Annotated in this window: 22 protein-coding genes; 10 read left to right on the top strand and 12 right to left on the bottom strand. The window is 66.1% G+C overall.

What is annotated here, in order from left to right; genetic code table 11:
• Window positions 1-18: 18 nt before the first annotated feature.
• On the bottom strand, window positions 19-1,278 hold the full coding sequence (locus ABE546_RS05405) for a threonine/serine exporter family protein (RefSeq protein ID WP_088432072.1): 1,260 nt from the start codon (window positions 1,276-1,278) through the stop codon (window positions 19-21).
• A 160-nt stretch (window positions 1,279-1,438) separates the two neighbouring features.
• Here ABE546_RS05405 and ABE546_RS05410 point away from each other — a divergent pair, with 160 nt between their 5' ends.
• From ABE546_RS05410 to ABE546_RS05425, 4 genes are read left to right on the top strand one after another with little or no spacing between them, the layout of a single operon-like run.
• The gene (locus ABE546_RS05410; protein WP_070426576.1) at window positions 1,439-2,551 is read left to right on the top strand and encodes an ABC transporter permease; all 1,113 of its coding nucleotides are present in this window, start codon (window positions 1,439-1,441) and stop codon (window positions 2,549-2,551) included.
• A 3-nt stretch (window positions 2,552-2,554) separates the two neighbouring features.
• Window positions 2,555-3,385, top strand: a complete 831-nt coding sequence (locus ABE546_RS05415; protein WP_346462893.1) for an ABC transporter ATP-binding protein — start codon at window positions 2,555-2,557, stop codon at window positions 3,383-3,385.
• A gap of 3 nt (window positions 3,386-3,388) precedes the next feature.
• The gene (locus ABE546_RS05420) at window positions 3,389-4,315 is read left to right on the top strand and encodes an MlaD family protein (RefSeq protein ID WP_121042588.1); all 927 of its coding nucleotides are present in this window, start codon (window positions 3,389-3,391) and stop codon (window positions 4,313-4,315) included.
• Window positions 4,312-4,971, top strand: a complete 660-nt coding sequence (locus ABE546_RS05425) for an ABC-type transport auxiliary lipoprotein family protein (protein WP_284128394.1) — start codon at window positions 4,312-4,314, stop codon at window positions 4,969-4,971. Before ABE546_RS05420 ends, ABE546_RS05425 begins: the two co-directional genes overlap by 4 nt.
• Here ABE546_RS05425 and ABE546_RS05430 read toward each other — a convergent pair.
• From ABE546_RS05430 to ABE546_RS05440, 3 genes are read right to left on the bottom strand one after another with little or no spacing between them, the layout of a single operon-like run.
• Entirely contained in the window at window positions 4,949-5,539 is a 591-nt protein-coding gene (locus ABE546_RS05430) for an alpha-ketoglutarate-dependent dioxygenase AlkB (protein WP_346462894.1), read from the bottom strand. The two genes, ABE546_RS05425 and ABE546_RS05430, sit on opposite strands and share 23 nt — an antisense overlap.
• A gap of 59 nt (window positions 5,540-5,598) precedes the next feature.
• The gene (locus tag ABE546_RS05435; RefSeq protein WP_346462895.1) at window positions 5,599-6,231 is read right to left on the bottom strand and encodes a CoA transferase subunit B; all 633 of its coding nucleotides are present in this window, start codon (window positions 6,229-6,231) and stop codon (window positions 5,599-5,601) included.
• 1 nt (window position 6,232) lies between these two features.
• Window positions 6,233-6,967, bottom strand: coding sequence for a CoA transferase subunit A (locus tag ABE546_RS05440; protein WP_284128398.1), 735 nt, complete (start codon window positions 6,965-6,967; stop codon window positions 6,233-6,235).
• Window positions 6,968-7,127: 160 nt separating this feature from the next.
• Between ABE546_RS05440 and ABE546_RS05445 the strand changes: the two genes are divergently transcribed.
• Window positions 7,128-8,477, top strand: coding sequence for a phosphomannomutase (locus ABE546_RS05445; RefSeq protein ID WP_284128399.1), 1,350 nt, complete (start codon window positions 7,128-7,130; stop codon window positions 8,475-8,477).
• Window positions 8,478-8,493: 16 nt separating this feature from the next.
• Window positions 8,494-9,897, top strand: coding sequence for a mannose-1-phosphate guanylyltransferase/mannose-6-phosphate isomerase (locus tag ABE546_RS05450; RefSeq protein WP_346462896.1), 1,404 nt, complete (start codon window positions 8,494-8,496; stop codon window positions 9,895-9,897).
• A 138-nt stretch (window positions 9,898-10,035) separates the two neighbouring features.
• Here ABE546_RS05450 and rfbD read toward each other — a convergent pair whose 3' ends face one another.
• Genes rfbD through rfbB form a run of 4 tightly spaced genes read right to left on the bottom strand, consistent with a single transcriptional unit; the run spans window position 10,036 to window position 13,451 of the window.
• On the bottom strand, window positions 10,036-10,926 hold the full coding sequence (gene rfbD / locus ABE546_RS05455; RefSeq protein WP_346462897.1) for a dTDP-4-dehydrorhamnose reductase: 891 nt from the start codon (window positions 10,924-10,926) through the stop codon (window positions 10,036-10,038).
• Window positions 10,923-11,480, bottom strand: a complete 558-nt coding sequence (gene rfbC / locus ABE546_RS05460) for a dTDP-4-dehydrorhamnose 3,5-epimerase (protein WP_019182577.1) — start codon at window positions 11,478-11,480, stop codon at window positions 10,923-10,925. The genes rfbD and rfbC overlap by 4 nt, the downstream gene beginning before the upstream one ends.
• On the bottom strand, window positions 11,477-12,364 hold the full coding sequence (rfbA, locus tag ABE546_RS05465) for a glucose-1-phosphate thymidylyltransferase RfbA (RefSeq protein WP_346462898.1): 888 nt from the start codon (window positions 12,362-12,364) through the stop codon (window positions 11,477-11,479). The genes rfbC and rfbA overlap by 4 nt, the downstream gene beginning before the upstream one ends.
• Before the next feature lie 31 nt (window positions 12,365-12,395).
• Window positions 12,396-13,451, bottom strand: a complete 1,056-nt coding sequence (rfbB, locus tag ABE546_RS05470) for a dTDP-glucose 4,6-dehydratase (protein ID WP_346462899.1) — start codon at window positions 13,449-13,451, stop codon at window positions 12,396-12,398.
• Window positions 13,452-13,712: 261 nt separating this feature from the next.
• On the opposite strand from rfbB, the gene ABE546_RS05475 reads away from it, so the two are divergent.
• The 4 genes from ABE546_RS05475 (at window position 13,713) to ABE546_RS05490 (ending at window position 17,220) form a co-directional block, all read left to right on the top strand.
• Window positions 13,713-14,459, top strand: a complete 747-nt coding sequence (locus ABE546_RS05475) for an electron transfer flavoprotein subunit beta/FixA family protein (protein WP_128096508.1) — start codon at window positions 13,713-13,715, stop codon at window positions 14,457-14,459.
• The gene (locus ABE546_RS05480) at window positions 14,459-15,400 is read left to right on the top strand and encodes an electron transfer flavoprotein subunit alpha/FixB family protein (RefSeq protein WP_346462900.1); all 942 of its coding nucleotides are present in this window, start codon (window positions 14,459-14,461) and stop codon (window positions 15,398-15,400) included. The genes ABE546_RS05475 and ABE546_RS05480 overlap by 1 nt, the downstream gene beginning before the upstream one ends.
• A 178-nt stretch (window positions 15,401-15,578) precedes the next feature.
• On the top strand, window positions 15,579-16,274 hold the full coding sequence (locus ABE546_RS05485) for an NAD-dependent epimerase/dehydratase family protein (RefSeq protein ID WP_346462901.1): 696 nt from the start codon (window positions 15,579-15,581) through the stop codon (window positions 16,272-16,274).
• Complete coding sequence (locus ABE546_RS05490; protein WP_346462902.1) at window positions 16,264-17,220, top strand: glycosyltransferase; 957 nt, start codon at window positions 16,264-16,266, stop codon at window positions 17,218-17,220. Before ABE546_RS05485 ends, ABE546_RS05490 begins: the two co-directional genes overlap by 11 nt.
• Before the next feature lie 5 nt (window positions 17,221-17,225).
• Here ABE546_RS05490 and ABE546_RS05495 read toward each other — a convergent pair whose 3' ends face one another.
• The 4 genes from ABE546_RS05495 to ABE546_RS05510 all read right to left on the bottom strand — a co-directional run bounded on the left by ABE546_RS05495 (window position 17,226) and on the right by ABE546_RS05510 (window position 20,989).
• On the bottom strand, window positions 17,226-18,074 hold the full coding sequence (locus tag ABE546_RS05495) for a glycosyltransferase family A protein (RefSeq protein ID WP_319206743.1): 849 nt from the start codon (window positions 18,072-18,074) through the stop codon (window positions 17,226-17,228).
• The gene (locus tag ABE546_RS05500; RefSeq protein WP_319206740.1) at window positions 18,074-18,526 is read right to left on the bottom strand and encodes a GtrA family protein; all 453 of its coding nucleotides are present in this window, start codon (window positions 18,524-18,526) and stop codon (window positions 18,074-18,076) included. Before ABE546_RS05500 ends, ABE546_RS05495 begins: the two co-directional genes overlap by 1 nt.
• A gap of 2 nt (window positions 18,527-18,528) precedes the next feature.
• On the bottom strand, window positions 18,529-20,301 hold the full coding sequence (locus tag ABE546_RS05505) for a hypothetical protein (RefSeq protein WP_346462903.1): 1,773 nt from the start codon (window positions 20,299-20,301) through the stop codon (window positions 18,529-18,531).
• Between the two features lie 169 nt (window positions 20,302-20,470).
• Entirely contained in the window at window positions 20,471-20,989 is a 519-nt protein-coding gene (locus tag ABE546_RS05510; RefSeq protein ID WP_346462904.1) for a glycosyltransferase family 4 protein, read from the bottom strand.
• Window positions 20,990-20,999: the final 10 nt, after the last annotated feature.

Genomic DNA, 20,999 nt, shown 5'->3' on the forward strand with positions numbered 1-20,999 from the left:
GCGCGATGACCGGGAGGGTCAAAGATTCTTGCGCGCCGGGATCAGCAGATTGCCGAACAGCAGGCCGGCCACCAGCGCCATCACCACGTTGAGCACGGTCATCAGCACGGTCTGGCCGGCGCTCATGTCCTGCTGCTGGACCAGCGTCAGCACGCCGCGCAGGCTGGTACTGCCGGGCACGAGCATGATGATGCCGGGCAAGCGGATGATCGCGCCCGGGCGCTGCGCCAGCCGGCCAAACAGATTGCCGGCGGCGGTCAGCAGCATCGCCGACATGAAAATACCGGCCGGGATGCCCCAGGCCTGGCCCGCGAACTTGGAGATCGCATAGCCGGCGACGGCCGCCGCCATCACCCAGGGGAAATCGCGACGGTTGGCCTTGAACAACATCGCGAACGCGAACGCGGCCAGCAGCAGCGCGCCCCACTCGACCCAATCGGCCTGCGGTCGCGAGGCGCGCACCAGCGGTTCCAGCCCGACGATGCCGGACAGGGTCACCGCGATCACCGCGCCCACGGTCAGTTTCAGGATCGTGGTCACCGCACCGGCAAACCGCGCCGTGCCGGAGACCCAGTGCTGGCTGGCCAGCTCATTGACCGCATTGGTCAGCGACATCCCGGGCAGCAGCACCACCAGCGAGGCGATGATCACCGTGTTGAGGTTGAGCGCCCCGATGAAGGAGGCCACCAGCGTCGCCACCGAGCCGGCCAGCAGGGCCGCCAACGCTTCGTTGGCCTCGCGCGTGGCCGGGCGGCGGTCGGTATACATGCCCATGACGCCGATCAGCAGACCGATCACGCCGGCGGTGGCGATATCCAGCCACGGCAGTTTCCACAGGCCGGCCACGCCCGCTGCGCCCAGGCTGTAGGAAAGAATGGTGCGGATCTTGCCCCAGCGGCCGGGATCCTTGTCCAGCTGGCGCAGCGCGGTGTGCCCCTGCGCGATGCTCATGGTGCCGTTGGCCACCGCATCGGTGATCTGGTCGGCGATGCTGAGTTTATGCAGGTCGTTCTCGCCCGGCGCCAGCCGGATCACGCGGGTGATGTCCGACGAACCGATCGCCTTGGTCGGGTCGCTGAAACTCAGGATCAGGCCGGTCGGGTTCGACCACGGCTCGCAATCCAGGTCCAGCCGCTGCGCCAGCGCGACCACGGCGGCTTCTAGCCGCTGCGCGGTAGTGCCATAGCTGTGCAGGCGCCCGGCCATTTCCGAAACGAAGGCCACGCGCTGTGCGTAGGTGGCCGGTGGTGCAACGATGGTGGGGGCGTCGGCAGACATGCGCCGTAGTATTACCCGAACACGCCCCGGCCTGAAGAATCCCGGTGGCATCGCATCGCGGCATGACGCCCCCGGTGTTGCCGAGCAACGCGTTCAGCCCGGTCCGGCGCATACGCGAGCCATGCACCCGGACAGGTTATGCTGCGCGCAGGACGCCTACATGACCTCAGACCAAGCCCCCCATCTCGAGCAGGATGCCCAAGACCCCGGTCTGATCCGGTTGTCTGGTCATTGGACTTTACGCACCGCGCTGGACGCGGCCGAGGTGCTGCGCGGCCTTCCGGAGAAGGTGACCGGTCTGGACGCCAGCGGGATCACCCTGCTCGACTCGGCCGGCGTGCTGCAGTTGCTGCGCGTGGCCCACCGCGCCGATCTCGGCGAGGACGCGGTGACGTTCCGCGAGGAGCATCGTGCGCTGGTCTCCACCATCGAGGAAGTCGCCGACGACCGGCCCAAGGCCAAGCGCGACTTCGGCGTGCTGGCCGCACTGGAACGGCTGGGTGTCAGCGTGCACGGCATGGGCCACAACATCGTGGCGCTGGCCAGCTTCCTCGGCGAGAACCTGGTCAAGGGCGCGCGCCTGATCAAGGAACCGCGCCGTTTCCGTCTCACCGCCACCGTCGCCCAGATGGAACAGGTCGGCCTGGATGCGGTGCCGCTGGTGGCACTGCTGTCGTATCTGGTGGGTGCGGTGATCGCCTTCCTCGGCTCCACGATCCTGCGCGACTTCGGCGCCGAGATCTACGTGGTCGAACTGGTCAGCATCGCCTTCCTGCGCGAGTTCGCCGTGCTGTTGACCGCGATCGTGCTGGCCGGCCGCACCGCCAGTGCGTTCACCGCGCAGATCGGTGCGATGAAGGCGCGCGAAGAAATCGACGCGATGAAGACGCTGGGCCTGGACCCGGTCGATCTGCTGGTGCTGCCGCGGCTGATCGCCCTGCTGATCACCCTGCCGCTGCTGACCTTCATCGCGATGGTCGCCGGCCTGGCCGGTGGCATCACCGTGGGTGCGTTCGATCTGGATATCCCGCCGCAGATGTATATCGCGCGGATGCACGACACCATGGAAGTGCGCAACATGCTGGTGGGCCTGTCGAAGGCGCCGGTGTTCGCGCTGGTGATCGGCCTGATCGGCTGCCTGGAAGGCCTGAAGGTGGAAGGCACCGCGCAGTCGGTCGGCGAGCGCACCACCTCCAGCGTGGTGCAGGCCATTTCGCTGGTGATCATCCTCGACGCGTTCGCCGCGCTGTGGTTCATGAAGATGGGCTGGTAACCGATGATCACCGACACCGCCCCGGCCCCTGACCGCGACGCTGCCGCCAGCGATGACGGCGAATTGCTGATCCGCGTGCGCGGGCTGACCAACCGTTTCGGTGCGCAGGTGGTACACGACGGGCTGGACCTGGATGTGCGTCGCGGCGAGATCCTCGGCGTGGTCGGCGGCTCGGGCACCGGCAAATCGGTGTTGATGCGCAGCATCCTCGGCCTGCGCACGCCGGACGATGGTCAGATCGAGGTGCTCGGCGTCGATGCCCGCTCCAGCGACCCGGCCAACCGCCTGCATATCGAACGCAATACCGGCGTGCTGTTCCAGGATGGTGCGCTGTTCTCCTCGCTGACCGTGGGCGAGAACGTGCAGGTGCCGTTGAAGGAACATCACGGCGAGCTGCCCGAGCGCTGGCATTACGAACTGGCCCTGCTCAAGGTGAAGCTGGCCGGCCTGCCCGCCGATGCGATCAACAAGCTGCCCTCGCAGCTGTCCGGTGGCATGCGCAAGCGCGCCGGCCTGGCCCGGGCGCTGGCGCTGGATCCACCGCTGCTGTTCCTGGACGAACCCACCGCCGGGCTGGACCCGATCGGCGCGGCCGCGTTCGACCGCCTCATCAAGACCCTGCAGGAAGCGCTGGGCCTCACTGTCTTCCTGATCACACACGATCTGGACACCCTGTATGCGATCTGTGACCGGGTGGCGGTGCTGGCCGACAAGAAGGTCATCGCCAACGCCCCGCTGCACGAGATCGAACAACTGGACCACCCGTGGATCCAGGAGTACTTCCACGGACCGCGCGCGCGTGCTGCGCGCGATGCAAAGCACGAGAGCGAGTAAGCCATGGAAACCAAAGCCAATTACGTCCTGATCGGCGCCTTCACCCTGGTGGTGGGACTGGCGCTGCTGGCCTTCGGCCTGTGGGCCGCCAAGTACTCCTCCGACCGCACCTGGACGGAATACCGCGTGGTGTTCCGCGAGGCGGTCACCGGCCTGTCGGTCGGCAGCCCGGTGCAGTACAACGGCATCGCGGTCGGCTCGATCACCGAGTTGAACCTGGTCCCGGATGATCCGCGCCAGGTGGTCGCGCGGATCCGGCTGAACTCCAATACGCCGGTCAAGACCGACACCCGCGCCAAGCTGGCGATCACCAGCCTGACCGGTCCGTCGATCATCCAGCTCAGTGGCGGCACGCCGCAGTCCGCCGCGCTGACCGCGGTCAACAAGGACCCGGCCCCGATCATCCCGACCACGCCGTCGGCGCTGCAGAACATCACCGACGTGGCCAACCGCATCGTCGAGCGCATGGACCAGGTGCTGAGCGACCGCAACGTGGCCAGCATCAACGCGACCCTGGCCAACCTGGAAACCATCAGCGGCGGCCTGGCCGACCGTGACCAGGGCACCCAGGCGCTGCTGCTCAGCGCGCGCGATGCCGCACGCAGCCTGGACGTCACCCTCAAGAGCACCAACGGCACCATCCAGCGCCTGGACAAGAATCTGGTGCAGCAGCTGCCACCGATCCTGGACAAACTGGAAACCACGCTGAGCAAGCTGGATTCGGCCGCCGGCAATGCCGACTCGATCCTTGGCGAGAACCGCGCCGCGATCAACAGCTTCGCCAACGATGGCCTGGCCCAGCTCGGCCCGACGCTGACCGAGCTGCGCGGCCTGATCCGCGACCTGCGCCGGGTCAGCGACCGCCTGGACAACAACCCGGCACGTTATCTGCTCGGCCGCGACGCACCCAAGGAGTTCGAACCCAAATGAGCCGCCCGACCTTGTTCCGGCCCCTGCTGCCGATCGCCCTGATCGCCGCGCTTGGCGGCTGCTCGCTGCTGGGCAGCAACGAGCGCAGCGCGGTGACCATCTATTCGCCCGTGGTCCGCATCCAGGCCGACCCGAGCTGGCCGACCGTCGATTGGCAGCTGGTGCTGGTCAAGCCCAGCGCCGCGCGCGTGGTCGACAGCCCGCGCATCAACGTGCGCCCGACCCCCTCCGAACTGGAGGTCTACAAGGGCGTGAGCTGGGCCCAGCCGGCCACCGACATGCTCGATGACGCGCTGGTGCGCGGTTTCGAGGATTCCGGTCGCATCAACGGGGTGGCCCGGGTCACCACCGGCATCCGGGCCGACTACAAACTGGCCATGGACGTGCGCCGCTTCGAAGCCGACTACCGCGGCCAGGCTACGCCGACCGCGCTGATCGAAGTCAACGCCAAGCTGATCCACGTGATCGACCAGCGCGTGGTCGCCGACCGCACCTTCCGCCAGGAAAACCCGGTCGGCAGCACCGACGTCGCCCAGGTCACCGCCGCGCTGGAACAGGGGCTGCAGACACTGACCACGAACGTGGTGGGCTGGACGCTGGTGACCGGCGAGCAGGATCACGCCCGCAGCGCGGTCACCCCTGCCCGGGTGCGCTGATCCAGCGGAACGTGAGATTCAGGCGCTCGGCCAGCGGCCGGGCGCTCTTCGGCAGCGAATGCTGGTAATGGCGCTGGGTCTGCCCGCCCATCACCAGCAGATCGCCATGGTCCAGCAGGACCTCGGCCTTCTTCGCATGGTCGTCCCGGCGCCGCAGCAGGAACCGCCGCGCCGCGCCCAGACTCAATGACGCGATCACCGGTGCCGGCCCCAGTTCGGGCTCGTTGTCGCTGTGCCAGCCCATCCCATCATCGCCATCGCGGTAGCGGTTGAGCAGCACGCTGTTGAACGCATGGCCACAGCAGGCCGCCAGCTGATCGCGCACCGGCAGCAGCGCCGGATGCCAGGGCTGCGGCACGAACTCGGTACCGGAATAGCGGTAGCGCGCGGCCGGGTCGCCCATCCAGCAGCTCAGGCGCGGGGAATCGACCTGGCGGCCGAACATCCGGATCGTGTGCACCTCCCATGGGACGTCGTCGCGGAGCGTGCGCTGGAGGGTGTCGGCGGTGTCGCGGGAGAGCCAGTGACGGTGCCAACTCACTTCAGCGTCGCGCAGATGCAGGTCCATGGCCTTCCTCAGGAGCCAGCGTGGTGCCCGTTGAACGGACACCACGGCGGCAATGGCAATCAGGCTTGGACGAAGGCCACGCCGGTCTTTTCCTTCAACTCATCCATACCCACGCCCGGAGCCGCCTCGACCAGCACCAGGCCCGTGTCAGTGACATCGAACACGGCAAGGTCGGTGATGATGCGGTCCACCACGCCGACACCGGTCAGCGGCAGATTGCACTCGGGCAGAATCTTGTGCTCGCCGCTTTTGGCGGTGTGCTCCATCAGCACCACCACGCGCTGCACGCCGGCGACCAGATCCATCGCCCCGCCCATGCCCTTGACCATCTTGCCCGGCACCATCCAGTTCGCGAGGTCGCCCTTGTCGGTCACCTGCATCGCGCCGAGGATGGCCAGGTTGATGTGGCCGCCGCGGATCATCGCGAAGCTGTCGTGGCTGCCGAAGTAGCTGGCGCCCGCGCGTGCGGTCACCGTCTGCTTGCCGGCATTGATCAGGTCGGCGTCGACCTCGGCCTCGGTCGGGAACGGGCCGATGCCGAGCAGGCCATTTTCGGACTGCAACCAGACATCCACACCGTCGGGAATGTGGTTGGCGACCAGGGTCGGCAGGCCAATACCCAGGTTCACGTAGGCGCCGTCGGTCAGTTCGCGCGCGGCGCGCTGTGCCATTTCATCGCGGGTCCAGGCCATCTCAGTTCGCCTCCTGGCGCACGGTACGCTGTTCGATACGCTTCTCGGGGTGCGGGTTGTGCACGATGCGGTGCACGTAGATGCCCGGCAGGTGCACCTGGTCCGGGTCGATGCTGCCCACCGGCACCACCTCTTCCACTTCCACGATGCACAGCTTGCCGGCCATCGCGCAGGCCGGGTTGAAGTTGCGCGCGGTCTTGCGGAACACCAGGTTGCCGGCCTCGTCGGCCTTCCACGCCTTGACCAGCGCGACGTCGGCGCGCAGCGCGGTCTCCATCACGTAGTGCTTGCCATCGAATTCGCGGGTTTCCTTGCCCTCGGCCACCACCGTGCCGTAGCCGGTTGCGGTGAAGAAGGCCGGGATGCCGGCACCGCCGGCACGCAGGCGCTCGGCCAGGGTGCCCTGCGGGTTGAACTCCAGCTCCAGCTCACCGGCCAGGTACTGGCGCTCGAATTCCTTGTTCTCGCCCACGTAGGACGAGATCATTTTCCGGATCTGGCGGGTCGCCAGCAGCTGGCCGAGGCCAAAGCCATCCACGCCCGCATTGTTGGAGATCACGGTCAGATCCTTGGCACCGGAATCGCGCAGCGCGGCGATCAGGGCCTCGGGAATACCGCACAGGCCGAACCCGCCGACCGCCAGGGTCTGGCCATCGGCGATGGCGCCTTGCAGCGCTTCAGCCGCACTGGCGTACTGCTTTCCACGTCGCCCGGCGTTGTCTGGGGACTTGCTCATCTACGCCCTCACCTCGTTGATGTAAGCGGCCATTGTAGCCATTGCCCGGGGCTTTCCCTGCCCCCGGGCTCCGGCATTGACCCGGCCCGCCCCGGTGAAAACGATTCCCATACACGGCAGCGGCTAAACTAGTGCGCTGACTGTCAGAAGGACTGAATAGATGACGCTCCCCGCATTCAAGGCGTACGACATCCGCGGCCGGGTTCCGGATGAACTGAACGAAGATCTGGCCCGTCGCATCGGCGTGGCCCTGGCGGCGCAGCTGTCGCCCGGCACGGTGGTGGTTGGCCACGATGTCCGCCTCACCAGCGGGGCCCTGCAGGATGCGCTGGCAGCCGGCCTGCGCGGCGCCGGCCGCGAGGTGCTCGACATCGGGCTGTGCGGAACCGAAGAAGTCTATTTCCAGGTGGACCACCTGAAGGCGGCCGGCGGGGTCATGGTCACCGCCAGCCATAATCCGATGGATTACAACGGCATGAAGCTGGTCAAGGAGCAGGCCCGCCCGATCAGCTCCGATACCGGCCTGTTCGCGATCTCCGATGCGGTCGAGGCCGACCAGGCCCCCGCCGCCGAGCCGAGCGCCGGCCTGCAGTCGCATCCGGACAAGAGCGCCTACATCGCGCACCTGCTGAGCTACATCGAGCCCAAGGCCCTCAAGCCCTTGAAGCTGGTCGTCAATGCCGGCAACGGCGGCGCCGGCACGATCGTGGATCTGCTCGCCCCGCACCTGCCGCTGGAGTTCATCCGCATCTGCCACGAGCCCGATGGCAGCTTCCCGAATGGCATCCCCAATCCGCTGCTGCCGGAAAACCGCGAGCTCACCGCGCAGGCCGTGCGCGAGCATGGCGCGGACTTCGGCATCGCCTGGGATGGCGACTTCGACCGCTGCTTCTTCTTCGACCATAACGGCCGCTTCATCGAAGGCTATTACCTGGTCGGTCTGCTTGCCCAGGCGATCCTCGCGCGCCAGCCCGGCGGCAAGATCGTGCACGACCCGCGCCTGACCTGGAACACAGTGGAAATGGTCGAGGAAGCCGGTGGCCAGCCGGTGCTGTGCAAGAGCGGCCACGCGTTCATCAAGGAAAAGATGCGCTCGGAAAATGCCGTCTACGGCGGCGAGATGAGTGCGCACCATTATTTCCGCGAGTTCGCCTACGCCGATTCCGGCATGATCCCGTGGCTGCTGATCGCCGCGCTGGTGTCCGAGTCCGGCCGTTCGCTGGCCGATCTGGTCGAAGCGCGCATGCAGAAGTTCCCGTGCAGCGGCGAGATCAATTTCAAGGTCGCCGATGCCAAGCGCTCCGTCGCCCGCGTGATGGAGCATTACGCCGCGCAGGCGCCGGCACTGGACCACACCGATGGCATCAGCGCCGATTTCGGCGAGTGGCGCTTCAACCTGCGCAGTTCCAACACCGAGCCGCTGCTGCGGCTGAATGTTGAAACCCGCGGCGACGCAGCGCTGCTGCGCGCACGCACCGATGAAATTTCCCAATTGCTCAAGGACGCCTGAGGCGAGTACCCCCACCATGCAGAACCTTCTTCCCGTCATCCTTTCCGGCGGCTCCGGCACCCGCCTGTGGCCACTGTCGCGCGAGTCCTACCCCAAGCAGTTCCTGGCATTGGCCGGCGAACAGACCATGCTGCAGGCCACCTGGCAGCGTGTGGCAGCGATCGCCGGCCGCGCGCCGCTGATCGTCGCCAACGAGGAGCACCGCTTCGTCGCCGCCGAGCAGCTGCAGCAGCTGGGCGTGCAGCCGCAGGCAATCCTGCTGGAGCCGATTGGCCGCAACACCGCCCCGGCGATCGCGGTGGCCGCGCTGGAAGCGACCCGCGACGGTGATGATGCGCTGCTGCTGGTGCTGCCGTCGGACCATGTAATCGCCGACGAACAGGCGTTCCGCGCTGCCGTACTGCGTGCGGTACCGGCCGCGGAGTCCGGCAAGCTGGTGACGTTCGGCATCGTGCCGACCGGCCCGGAAACGGGCTACGGCTATATCAAGGCCGCTTCCGGTGGTGATGTACGCGCCGTGGATCGGTTTGTCGAGAAGCCGGATGCGGAAACCGCCAGCGCGTACGTGCAGTCGGGCGAGTATTTCTGGAACAGCGGCATGTTCCTGTTCAAGGCCTCGCGCTTCCTGGCCGAGCTGGAGACGTTCAATCCCGCCATGCTGGCCGGCAGCCGCACCGCCTGGCAGCAGGCGCGCCGCGACAGCGATTTCACCCGCCTGGACAAAGACGCCTTCGCCGCCGTGCCGTCGGATTCCATCGATTACGCGGTGATGGAAAAGACCGCCGACGCCGTGGTCGTGCCGCTGGATGCCGGCTGGAACGACGTCGGTTCGTGGACCGCCCTGCGTGACGTGTCCGAACAGGATGGCGAGGGCAACGCGCACCACGGCGACGTGATCGCGATCGACTGCCGCAACACCTTCGCCTACGGCGAGCGCCTGATCGCGCTGGTCGGCCTGGATGACGTGATCGTGGTCGAGACCGATGATGCGGTCATGGTCGGCAAGAGCGACCGCATGCAGGAGATCAAGCAGGTGGTCGCCCGGATCAAGGCCGATGGCCGTCCCGAAGCGACCTGGCACCGCAAGGTGTACCGCCCGTGGGGCGCCTACGACTCGATCGACAATGGCGCCCGCTTCCAGGTCAAGCGCATCACGGTCAAGCCGGGCGCGACGCTGAGCCTGCAGATGCACCACCACCGCGCCGAACACTGGATCGTGGTCAGCGGCACCGCCGAAGTCACGCGTGGGGAAGAAGTGCTGCTGCTCACCGAGAACCAGAGCACGTACATCCCGCTGGGCGTGACCCATCGCCTGAAGAACCCGGGCAAGTTGCCGCTGGAGCTGATCGAAGTGCAGTCCGGCAGCTATCTGGGCGAGGACGATATCGTGCGGTTTGAGGATACGTACGGGCGTACCTGAACGACGGCAAGCAGATAAACAAAAAACCCGGCCAAGGCCGGGTTTTTTTTATTGCGGGTAGAGCCACGCCATGCGTGGCTGCCCTGCCTGGAATCCTGACACCGCGTCAGCCACGCATGGCGTGGCTCTACGCCTGGGTCAGCAGTCCGCGATGACCCGCTTCAGTCCTTCCTGCCAGCTTGGCAAGCTGACACCGAAGTCCTGCTCCAGCTTCGCCACATCCAGGTGCGAATAGGCGGGGCGCTTGGCCGGCGTCGGGTACTCGGCCGTGGAGATCGCCTCGACGATCGGTGCCCGCGGCAGCACGCCTGTTGCGACCGCGTCCGCAAAGATCGCTTCGGCAAAGCCGTGCCAGCTGGTCTCGCCTTTGGCGGTCAGATGCCACGTGCCCGACAGTGCGCCGTCGTGCTGCAGCGCCTGCGCGGTCACATCGGCAATCAACGCTGCCGGCGTCGGCGTACCAACCTGATCCGCCACCACGCGCAGTACGTCGCGCTCCGCCCCCACCCGCAGCATCGTGCGCAGGAAGTTGGCGCTGTGGGAAGCGTATACCCACGCGGTGCGGAAGATCAGGTGGCGTCCACCGGCCGCACGGATGGCTTGCTCACCGGCCAGCTTGCTGGCGCCATACACGCCCAGCGGGGCGGTCGCATCGTCTTCCCGGTACGGGCGCGTGCCCTGCCCGTCGAACACGTAATCGGTGGAGTAATGCACCAACGGGACGCCGGCCTGCGCGCACCAGTGCGCCAGTACACCGGGGGCTTCGGCGTTCGCACGGAAAGCCGCCTCCCGGTCGTCCTCGGCCCGGTCCACCGCGGTGTAGGCGGCGGCATTGACCACCAGCGCCGGCCGGACGCGGTCCAGCAGTGCGGTTAGCGAGGCGGGCTGGTCGAAGTCGGCCACCTCGCACGCGCTGCCATCGGGCAGCGCGCCACTGCGGGTGGTCGCCACGATCGTACCCAGCGGGGCCAGCGCGCGTCGCAGTTCCTGGCCAAGCTGGCCATTGGCCCCCAGCAGCAGGATCGTCACGGCTGGTAGACCGGCAGGCGGTCCTCGGCGATGTCCTTCAGGAACGGCGCAGACTCGTCCTTGGCCGACAGCGTGGGTGCGCTGATCGGCCAGTCGACGGCGATGTCGGCATCGTTCCAGCGGACGCCGGCGTCGAAGTCCTTCAGGTACACCTCGGTGCAGAGGTAGCTGAAAATCGCCCGTTCGGACAGCACGGCGAAACCATGCGCGAAGCCTTCCGGAATCCAGAACTGCTTCTTGTTCTCCGCGCTCAGCACCACGGCAGCCCACTGGCCGAAGGTCGGCGAGCCACGACGGATATCCACCGCCACGTCGTAGACTTCACCTTCAAGCACGCTGACCAGCTTGCCCTGCGGCCGCGGCCACTGATAGTGCAGGCCGCGCAGCACGCCCTTGGACGAGCTGGAGACGTTGCTCTGTACGAATTTCGTCGGCAGTCCATGCTCACCGAAGCGGGCCGCGTTCCAGGTCTCGAAGAAGAAGCCGCGCTCGTCGCCGAACACGGCCGGCTCGATCACCACGCAACCCGGCAGCTTGGTTTCGACAATCTTCACGGCACCACTCCTCGCACAGCCAGCGTGTGCAGGTACTGGCCGTAGCCGTTCTTGATCAGCGGCGCTGCCAGCCTCTCCAGCTGCTCGGCGTTGATCCAGCCCTGGCCGAAGGCGATTTCTTCCGGGCAGCAGACCTGCAGGCCCTGGCGGGTCTGGATGGTCTCGATGAAGTTGGAGGCTTCCAGCAGCGACTGGTGGGTGCCGGTATCCAGCCACGCATAGCCACGACCCAGCGCTTCCAGATGCAGGTTGCCCTCGCGCAGGTAACGCTGGTTGAGATCGGTGATCTCCAGCTCGCCGCGCGGCGACGGCTTCAGCTCCGCGGCGTAATCGCTGGCGTTGCCGTCGTAGAAGTACAGGCCGGTGACGGCATAGTTCGAACGCGGCTTTTCGGGCTTCTCGACCAGATCGATGACCTTGCCGGCTTTGTCGAATTCGGCCACGCCGTAGCGCTCCGGATCATTGACCCAGTAACCGAACACCGTGGCACCGGTATCGCGCTGGTCGGCATTGCGCAGCACTTCACGCAGGCCATGACCGTGGAAGATGTTGTCGCCCAGCACCAGGCAGCTCGGCTTGCCGCCGATGAAGTCCTTGCCGATCAGGTAGGCCTGCGCCAGCCCGTCCGGACTCGGCTGCACGGCGTACTCGATGTTCATGCCCCACTGCGAGCCATCGCCGAGCAGGCTCTGGAACAGCGCCTGCTCGTGCGGCGTGTTGATGATCAGCACGTCGCGGATCCCGGCCAGCATCAGCACGCTGAGCGGGTAGTAGATCATCGGCTTGTCGTACACGGGCAGCAGCTGCTTGCTGACGCCCTTGGTGATCGGATACAGGCGCGTGCCCGAACCACCTGCGAGGATGATGCCCTTGCGTTGAGTCATGCGGTTGTCCTCTGTCTGGTGATCACCGCGCTCAGGCGGTGGTGCCGATGCGCTGCAGGCGGTAGCTGCCGTCGAGCACGCCGTTGACCCAGTCCTGGTTGTCCAGGTACCAGTCCACGGTGAAGCCGATGCCCTGCTCGAAGGTGTACTTCGGCTCCCAGCCCAGCTGGTCCTTGAGCTTGGAGGCATCGATCGCGTAGCGGCGGTCATGGCCGGGGCGGTCGGTCACGTAGGTGATCTGGCTGGCGCGCGGCTGGCCATCCTCACGCGGGCGGCGTGCATCGAGCAGTGCGCAGATCGCCTGCACCACTTCGATGTTCTGCTTCTCGGAGTTGCCGCCGACGTTGTAGGTCTCACCGATCTGGCCCTTGGCCAGCACGGTGCGGATCGCTTCGCAGTGGTCGCTGACGAACAGCCAGTCGCGCACCTGCTTGCCATCGCCATAGACCGGCAGCGGTTCGCCGGCCAGGGCCTTGGCGATCACCAGCGGGATCAGCTTCTCGGGGAAGTGGTACGGGCCGTAGTTGTTGGAGCAGTTGGTGGTCAGCACCGGCAGCCCGTAGGTGTGGTGGAACGCGCGCACCAGATGGTCCGAGGCCGCCTTGGACGCCGAGTACGGCGAGTTGGGCGCATACGGGGTGGTCTCGCTGAACTTGCCGGTCTCGCCGAGGGTGCCGTAGACCTCATCGGTGGAGACGTGCAGGAAGCGGAACGCCTGGCCCTTGTCGTCCGGCAGCGCCTTCCAGTAATCGCGTACGGCTTCCAGCAGCGCCAGGGTGCCCACCACGTTGGTCTGGATGAACGCGCCCGGGCCGTCGATGGAACGGTCCACGTGGCTTTCGGCGGCGAAGTTCAGCACCGCGTCGGGCTGGTGCTCGGCCAGCAGGCGCGACACCAGCGCCTGGTCGCCGATGTCGCCCTCGACAAACACGTGGTCCGGGTTGCCGTCCAGCGAGGCCAGCGTCTTGAGGTTGCCCGCGTAGGTCAGCGCATCGAGATTGATGACGCGCACGCCTTTGGCGACCGCTTCGAGGACAAAGTTACCGCCAATGAATCCGGCTCCGCCGGTGACAAGCCATGTGGGCACTACCCGTTCTCCTGTTCGATGTGCGTGCAGGGGGCCTGGTGGCGCCCCGACTCAGCGCCACAGGATACATGGCGGCCGTCTTCACGACTGCCCGTGCAGCGTGAACAGTCGGCGTTTTCCGTCGATTTCATGACGCGCTGCAGCATAACCATACGCATTCGCATGGTGCCCTTGCGCCAGTTAGAATCGCTGTCCCACCCCCGAACCGGTTGCTAGTCAAAGAACCGGACGTTCTCCCGTTATTGAAGGATCCAGCACCAGATGAAAATCCTCGTCGCGTACAAGCGCGTGGTGGACTACAACGTCCGCATTCAGGTCAAGCCGGACGGTTCCGGCGTGGTCACCGACGGCGTCAAGCTGTCCCCCAACCCGTTCGATGAAATCGCGCTGGAAGAAGCGCTGCGCCTGCGCGACAAGGGCATCGCCACCGAGGTCGTGGTCGCCACGATCGCACCGGCCGATGCCCAGGCGCACCTGCGCAACGGCCTGGCCATGGGCGCCAACCGCGCCATCCATGTCGTGACCGACCAGGCGATCCAGCCGCTGACCGCCGCCCGCACCCTGCTCAAGCTGGTCGAGAAGGAACAGCCGGACCTGGTGATCCTGGGCAAGCAGGCCATCGACGACGACGCCAACCAGACCGGCCAGATGCTGGCCACGCTGTGGGGCCGCCCGCAGGCGACCTTCGCCAGCAAGCTGGACATTGCCGACGGCAAGGCCACGGTCACCCGTGAAGTCGACGCCGGCCTGGAAACGCTGGAAGTCGACCTGCCGGCCGTGGTCACCACGGACCTGCGCCTGAACGAGCCGCGCTTCATCAAGCTGCCCGACATCATGAAGGCCAAGGCCAAGCCGCTGGAGACCCTGCAGCTGGCCGACCTCGGCGTTGAAGCCGCCGATACCTTCAAGACCACCCAGTACGCCGCGCCGGTCAAGCGCAGCAAGGGTGTGATGGTCAAGGATGCGGCCGAACTGGTCGCTGCACTCAAGCAGAAGGGGTTGCTGTAATGACCAAGATCCTCGTTGTCGCTGAACACCACGACGGCAAGCTCAACGCCGCCACCGCCAAGACCGTCAGCGCGGCCGCCGCGATCAGCGGCGCCAGCATCGACGTGCTGGTGCTGGCCGCCGATCCGGCCGCCGTGGCCGCCGAGGCTGCGCAGCTGGCGGGCGTGGCCAGGGTGCTGACCGTGGCCAACGCCGCCAACGCGCAGGCGCTCGCCCAGGTGCTGGCCCCGCAGATCGCGCAGCTGGCCACCGGCTACACCCACGTGTTCGGCCCCTCGACCACCTTCGGCAAGGACCTGATGCCGTGCGTGGCCGCCCTGCTGGGCGTCAACCAGGTCTCGGACCTGATGACCGTCGAAGGCAGCCACAGCTTCAAGCGCCCGATCTATGCGGGCAACGCCATCATCACCGTCGAAGTGCCGGCCGACCAGATCGTGGTCGCCACCGTGCGTGCCGCCTCGTGGCCGGAAGCAGCCAAGGGCGGCAGCGCCAGCGTGGAAGCGGCCAGCGTCGATGCGACCCTGCCGAGCCACACCCGCTTCATCGGCCTCGCCGCCGGTGCCACCGACCGCCCGGACCTGCAGAGCGCCAAGCGCGTAGTGTCCGGCGGCCGTGGCGTGGGTTCGGAAGAGAACTTCAAGGTGATCTTCCAGCTGGCCGACAAGCTCGGTGCCGCGGTCGGTGCCTCCCGCGCCGCCGTGGACGCCGGCTATGTGCCGAGCGACCTGCAGGTCGGCCAGACCGGCAAGATCATCTCGCCGGAGCTGTACGTGGCCGTCGGCATCAGCGGTGCCATCCAGCACCTGACCGGCATCAAGGACGCGGGCACCATCGTGGCGATCAACAAGGATCCGGATTCGCCGATCTTCGAGATCGCCGATATCGGCCTGGTGGGGGATCTGTTCACCCTGCTGCCGGAGCTGGAAGCGGCGCTGGGCTGAGCCCGACCCGCAGGGCGTGATGGCCTCGGCCCTCACGCCCTGCCTCTTTCCGCGGGCCGTCCAGGCCGCGTAAGGTAAGCCCCCCGGGTGGCCGCAGCGCTGCCACCGGCCGCCCAGCATGGACGTGATTCGATATGCCCGTACCTTTCCGCCACTGCCTACCGAACGGGGACCTGCGATGATCGTCGGTTCGGGACTGGTGGCGCGTGCATTCGCGCCCCTGTTCGCAGACGACGCCAGAACCGTCATTTTCGCCTCCGGGGTGTCCAACTCCAGCGAAACAGACCCGGCCGCCTTCGCACGCGAGCGTGCAATGCTGGCGCAGTACCTGGCCGGCGACATCACCCGGCTGGTCTATTTCGGCAGCTGCAATGTGGTCAACCCGCTGCAGGACTCGCCCTATTTCCGGCACAAACGTGCCATGGAAGCACTGGTCGCCGCGCATCCGGCCGGTATCGTGCTGCGGCTTCCACAGGTGGTCGGGCATACCCGCAATCCGAACACGCTCACCAACTTCCTGCGAGACCGCATCCTGGCTGGCGATCCGCTGACCGTCTGGACACGCGCCTGCCGCAATCTGATCGATATCGACGACGTCGTCCGCATCGCCGCGCAACTGCTCTCCGGCGCTGGGCCGGTGCCCAAGGTGGCCTCGATCGCTTCCCCATGGTCGCTGCCGATGACGGAGATCGTCGACCTGTTCGAATCCGTGCTTGGACGCCGCGCGCAGATCATCGCGGTGGACCGGGGCGAGGAGATGCTGATTGATACCGCGCTGGCCGAGCGCACGGCGCGCGACATCGGGCTGGATTTTGGTCCAGACTACCCTCTCCGCGTGATCCACAAGTACTACGGCCAGCCCCATGAATCCTGAAATCTCCGTCGTCATACCTGTCTATGGCAGCGCCGGCATCCTGCCCGCCCTAGCGGACCGGCTCCAGGCAGCGCTGTCGGCAACAACGCGCGCGGGTGGTTTCGAGGTGGTGCTGGTGCATGACCATGGCCCGGACGATGCCTGGCAGGTGATCCAGGAGCTGGCACGTACGCGCCCATGGCTGAAGGGCGTGAACCTTCGCCGCAACGCCGGCCAGCACAACGCAGTGATGGCAGGGTTCGCGCACGCCAAGGGTGAATTCGTGATCACGATGGACGATGACCTCCAGCATGATCCGGATGATATTCCACGCATCATCGAGACCCTGCGCAACGGCGCGGACCTGTGCTACGTGCAGTTCGAGTCGCGCCGACATGCGCTGTGGAAGCGTGCCGGCAGTGCGTTCAACGACATGGTCGCCAGCATCCTGTTGAACAAGCCCCGCGACCTTTACCTCTCCCCCTTCCGCGGAATGCGGCGGGAAATCTGCGAAGCCGCGCTGACTTACCAGGGGCCCTTCGTCTACGTTGATGGCCTGCTGCTGCAGAGTACCTCGAACTACACGATGATCACCGCGCGTCATCATGACCGCCAGGATGGTCAGTCCGGCTACAGCCTGCGCAAGTCCATCTCGCTGTGGCTGCAGATGGCCACCAGCTTCTCGATCGTTCCGCTTCGCCTGGTGTCGCTGGCGGGACTGATCGCCTCGGCCTTCGCCTTCCTGTTCGCGCTCGGCGTGATCATCCGGAAATTCGCCGTGCCGGACATGGCGGTGGGCTGGCCCTCATTGATCGTGGCGATCCTGTTCATGGGTGGCCTTCAGCTGCTGGCCCTCGGCGCCATTGGTGAATACGTCGGTCGGATCCTGCTCAACGTCAACAACCGCCCGCAGTATGTGGTCGGCGCCACCGTCAATTTGAAGGCCGACGCGCCCACGGACGGTTGACAGGTTTACATCCGGCGTCGCAGCCACATGTACGCCAGGCGCCGGGCGTAGGCCATCCATTTCGCACGGCGGTTGCCACGGCGCAACTCGGCTGCCGAGAGCAGGCCCGGATGCGCGGCGAAGAAATCTTCGTGGAACGCGATCGCCTGGCTGGACTGCTGCTGGACCAGGCGCACACTCCACTGCGTGGCGCTGATGCGGAAGCTCGCCTGTACGGCGTCGATCGCAACCATCCCGCCCTGCATCATCACCCGGCTGTAACTGGCCTGATCGATCAGGTACGGGAAACGCTCATCCCACCCACCGACCTGCTCGAACACATCACGGCGCATCATCACGCAGCCGGGCTCACCAAAAATGTTGGTGCCCGACAGGATCGAAGCGCGCACCGCCTGCGGACCGGGTACATAGCCGCGCAGTCCGGCCAGGCCACGGGCCGCCATGAGCTGCTTGCCTGCGGCATCCACAAGATTGCGCCGACACGCCACCAGCACTGCCTGCGGATGGGCATCGAACGCCGCCACCTGCAGCCGCAGGGCATCGGGTGTGATCAGATCGTCGCCACAGAGAAGCTTGAGAAACTCGCCACGCGCATTCTCTGACACCCGCGTCCAGTTCGCTTTGGCACCACCGCCTACCGGCGTCGGGGTCAGGATCCGGACACGCGGATCCTGCGAGAACCGGGCGATGACGTCAGCGGTACCGTCGGTGGAGGAATGGTCGGCGATGACAACCTCGAAATCGTCGTAGTCCTGCCGGAGCACCGAGTGCAGCGTAGCCTCGATGTCACGCGCATTGTTGTAGGCAGGTATGACAACGGAAACGCGTGGCGAGGCCGGAAGAGGCGTGCTCATCACTCTTTTTTCCTTCGAAACGAAAAGTACTTGTGGCCGAAGTAGTTGAAGACAACCACCGCGAACGTGATCGCGATCTGCGTCGGGATCGCGGGGAAACCAGCAACCTCCACCAGCAGCGTCAGCGCCCCCGCGTTGAGCAGGAAAGAGAGCAGGTTGACGCCGGTGAAGCGGGCGAAGTCCCTGAGTGCGTGTCCCGTCACCCTGAAGACCAGATGGCGGTAAACGTTGAACACGAGGACCAACGAAACCAGCCATGCGATGGACAGGCTGACCGCCGAGGGCACCGAGGGGCCCAGCTTCCAGCTCAGCAACGCGAACAGCGCGGTACTGAATGCGGTATTGGCGCCACCCACGAGCAGAAAAAGAACGCGCTGATCACGGATCAGTCGCTGGAGTGGACCCGGTTTTCCTTCAAAAAGAGGCGTCCCGCCCTGCATTTCGCTGCCCATCCTCAATGCGCTCCGCAACTGACCGAGAAGCCGGTAACCAGCACGCCGAGCTCACGGCTGTCGGTCGCACCCGGCAGGTCCCTGCTGGGCACCGTGATCGGATCGGCGGTCAGCTTCACCCTGCCCTGGCCAAGAAGCGCGCGCACCGACTCTCCCGGGCTCACCGACAGCTGCTGCATCACCCCATCAGTGCCGCCTACCGTGACCTGTCGTGGGGCCATGCCTGCGGGCAGATACAGGTCAGCGCTGTAATCACACCCACACGGCGGCAACTCCAGTACAGCATCGTCCGTCGACCAACGTACTGCGCCTTCTGCCTGGTTCCAACCAGGACCATAGGCTATCGCCGTCGTGGAACACGCATCCGCCGGGGAGGCGTTGAACACCGCCAGGCTGCGCGTCCGCATTACCTCCGAGCCTTGCCTGGCGTGGATCAGTGGGGACTGCAGCATCGCCGCGGCCGAGTCATCCGGCACCGCCCGCAGCGTGACACGGTTCATCTCGGCGAACAGCAGGGCGCGATAGGGACTGATCATCCATTCGTGTCGATAGGTCTGCGCATGGGTGGCCATGACGCCCAGCACCAGCAACCAGACGGCCAACGCCGCGATCGACACCGGTGCCCGCAGACGAACCTCACGCGCGGCAAGCCAAAGCACCCCGATCAAGCCAAGCACGATATCCATGTAATAGCGCGACGCCATCACCGCCAGCGGACCATCGGCACCACGCGCCAGCGTCACCGAGACGGCGACCAGCGCGCCGTACAGCACAAGGTAGAGAGGAACGCGGGAGCCTGGTGCGCCTCGACGCAACCAGCTTGCCGTGGCCGCAAGGCCCACCAGCAGCATCACCAGCCCGGCCCCGGCGATGAGGAGCAACGGGAAGCGACCGACAAGCACGGCCTCTGGATATCCGACGGTCGAGCCCAGCGCATACAGCGCCAACAGCGGCGCGTCCGCATCGATGTTGAGACCTCCGCCCTTCACCGCACCATCGGTGAGGCTGCCCGCGTTGACATAGACGATCATCGAGACGACGAGCAGCAGGGAGGGAAGAACACCGCGGCGCACGCCGCTCGCTCGCCAGGGCGGCAGGAACGCGAGCGCCTGCATGGCCAGCACAGCGGCGACGAACGCGTAGTTCCAGCCCATGCCCACCAGCAGCACGATCACCGGCCCAGCCAGCGACAACCCGATGGTCAAGGCCAGCGGGTGCCGTGAACGACCTCCCAGGAGACCGGCATGGGCACAGATGTAGAGCACGAAGCTGAGGTTCTTCGTCCACAGGGGCAGCCCAAGGTCCAGCGTCAAAAGCTCGAAACCTGCCCAGCTGAAGCACAGGACCGCGAAGGCGATGGAGACCGTCAGCTGCAGCAGGACGTTGGTCCTGCCTTCCTGCCGGGCTGCGTCCCGGCACCACGCGACCACCAGGACCGCTGCCACGAGCCCGATGACGATGCCGGTCAGCCTGTTGGCAAGCAGAACATCCAGATCGAACAGAGTGACATTGGCCAGAAGGAACAGCTGGTTGACGAAACCGCGATGCGATGACCCCTGACCCCAGAAGTCGAGGGTGGACATGTGTCCCGCCTGCCACTGGTCCAGCTGGAACAGCAGTCGCAGCGAGTCCATGTACAACGCGTCAGGGTGGGCGCGCGTGACGAATACCTGATGCACCACGCCGAGCAGCAGAACGGCGCAGAGGCCCAGCGAAACCTGGACCGGCAGGCGCTGCAACTGCAGTGAGACACGTTGGCGAAGAGAAGGCTGCAAGCAATGAACTCCAAAGGTGACGGAACGCAGCAAGGCCACCGGTCCGTAATGGGTGGCCCGCCGTTTCAAACGCCGGCGCGTGCCCACCGGAACGCACACCCGGCAGCACGAACGCCGCAATGGCATGCCCAACCCGTGGCCCATGCGCACCCGCTACACGCGACGATGCTCAGGATGAGAGCGGGCGCGTGCCGATGGCTGCGGAAAGTACACCCCACAACGCATCGTGCGAATAGTACCGCCGGATGAATGCCCTCTCGGCGGAAGACACCTGCGACCAATGAGCGTCGTCGCGCAGCAACGCCAGGATCCGTGCTGCCATCGGCTCCGGCGCATCGGCCACCTGCATGAACGAGGACGCGTCGGCAAGTCCCTGCATTCCGACGGAAGTGGTCACGCACGGCAGGCCATACTGCAGGCTTTCCAGCACCTTCCCCTTCACACCGCCACCGAATCGCAGGGGTGCCACGGCGACCCGCGCGCGTCGGTACCGTTCCTCCAGGGCCGCATCGTTGACGTAGCCGGTGACCTCGATGTCCTCCGACGCCATTGCCAGCACTTCCGGACGTGGATTGGAACCGACCAGACTCAGCCGCACGCCCGGCGCTTCACTGCGAACGAGCGGAAACACCTCGCGGACGAACCAGAGGGCAGCATCGACATTCGGAGCATGCGCGAAACCTGCCACGAAAATGATG

The organism is Stenotrophomonas sp. TWI377 (assembly GCF_039674525.1).
Classification (GTDB): Bacteria; Pseudomonadota; Gammaproteobacteria; order Xanthomonadales; family Xanthomonadaceae; genus Stenotrophomonas.

Excerpts from the sequence above, each read along its gene's own strand:
- ABE546_RS05405 (WP_088432072.1), bottom strand. The coding sequence starts at position 1,278 with ATGTCTGCCGACGCCCCCACCATCGTTGCACCACCGGCCACCTACGCA.
- ABE546_RS05410 (WP_070426576.1), top strand. The coding sequence starts at position 1,439 with ATGACCTCAGACCAAGCCCCCCATCTCGAGCAGGATGCCCAAGACCCC.
- ABE546_RS05415 (WP_346462893.1), top strand. The coding sequence starts at position 2,555 with ATGATCACCGACACCGCCCCGGCCCCTGACCGCGACGCTGCCGCCAGC.
- ABE546_RS05420 (WP_121042588.1), top strand. The coding sequence starts at position 3,389 with ATGGAAACCAAAGCCAATTACGTCCTGATCGGCGCCTTCACCCTGGTG.
- ABE546_RS05425 (WP_284128394.1), top strand. The coding sequence starts at position 4,312 with ATGAGCCGCCCGACCTTGTTCCGGCCCCTGCTGCCGATCGCCCTGATC.
- ABE546_RS05430 (WP_346462894.1), bottom strand. The coding sequence starts at position 5,539 with ATGGACCTGCATCTGCGCGACGCTGAAGTGAGTTGGCACCGTCACTGG.
- ABE546_RS05435 (WP_346462895.1), bottom strand. The coding sequence starts at position 6,231 with ATGGCCTGGACCCGCGATGAAATGGCACAGCGCGCCGCGCGCGAACTG.
- ABE546_RS05440 (WP_284128398.1), bottom strand. The coding sequence starts at position 6,967 with ATGAGCAAGTCCCCAGACAACGCCGGGCGACGTGGAAAGCAGTACGCC.
- ABE546_RS05445 (WP_284128399.1), top strand. The coding sequence starts at position 7,128 with ATGACGCTCCCCGCATTCAAGGCGTACGACATCCGCGGCCGGGTTCCG.
- ABE546_RS05450 (WP_346462896.1), top strand. The coding sequence starts at position 8,494 with ATGCAGAACCTTCTTCCCGTCATCCTTTCCGGCGGCTCCGGCACCCGC.
- rfbA (WP_346462898.1), bottom strand. The coding sequence starts at position 12,364 with ATGACTCAACGCAAGGGCATCATCCTCGCAGGTGGTTCGGGCACGCGC.
- ABE546_RS05475 (WP_128096508.1), top strand. The coding sequence starts at position 13,713 with ATGAAAATCCTCGTCGCGTACAAGCGCGTGGTGGACTACAACGTCCGC.
- ABE546_RS05480 (WP_346462900.1), top strand. The coding sequence starts at position 14,459 with ATGACCAAGATCCTCGTTGTCGCTGAACACCACGACGGCAAGCTCAAC.
- ABE546_RS05485 (WP_346462901.1), top strand. The coding sequence starts at position 15,579 with ATGATCGTCGGTTCGGGACTGGTGGCGCGTGCATTCGCGCCCCTGTTC.
- ABE546_RS05490 (WP_346462902.1), top strand. The coding sequence starts at position 16,264 with ATGAATCCTGAAATCTCCGTCGTCATACCTGTCTATGGCAGCGCCGGC.
- ABE546_RS05495 (WP_319206743.1), bottom strand. The coding sequence starts at position 18,074 with ATGAGCACGCCTCTTCCGGCCTCGCCACGCGTTTCCGTTGTCATACCT.
- ABE546_RS05500 (WP_319206740.1), bottom strand. The coding sequence starts at position 18,526 with ATGGGCAGCGAAATGCAGGGCGGGACGCCTCTTTTTGAAGGAAAACCG.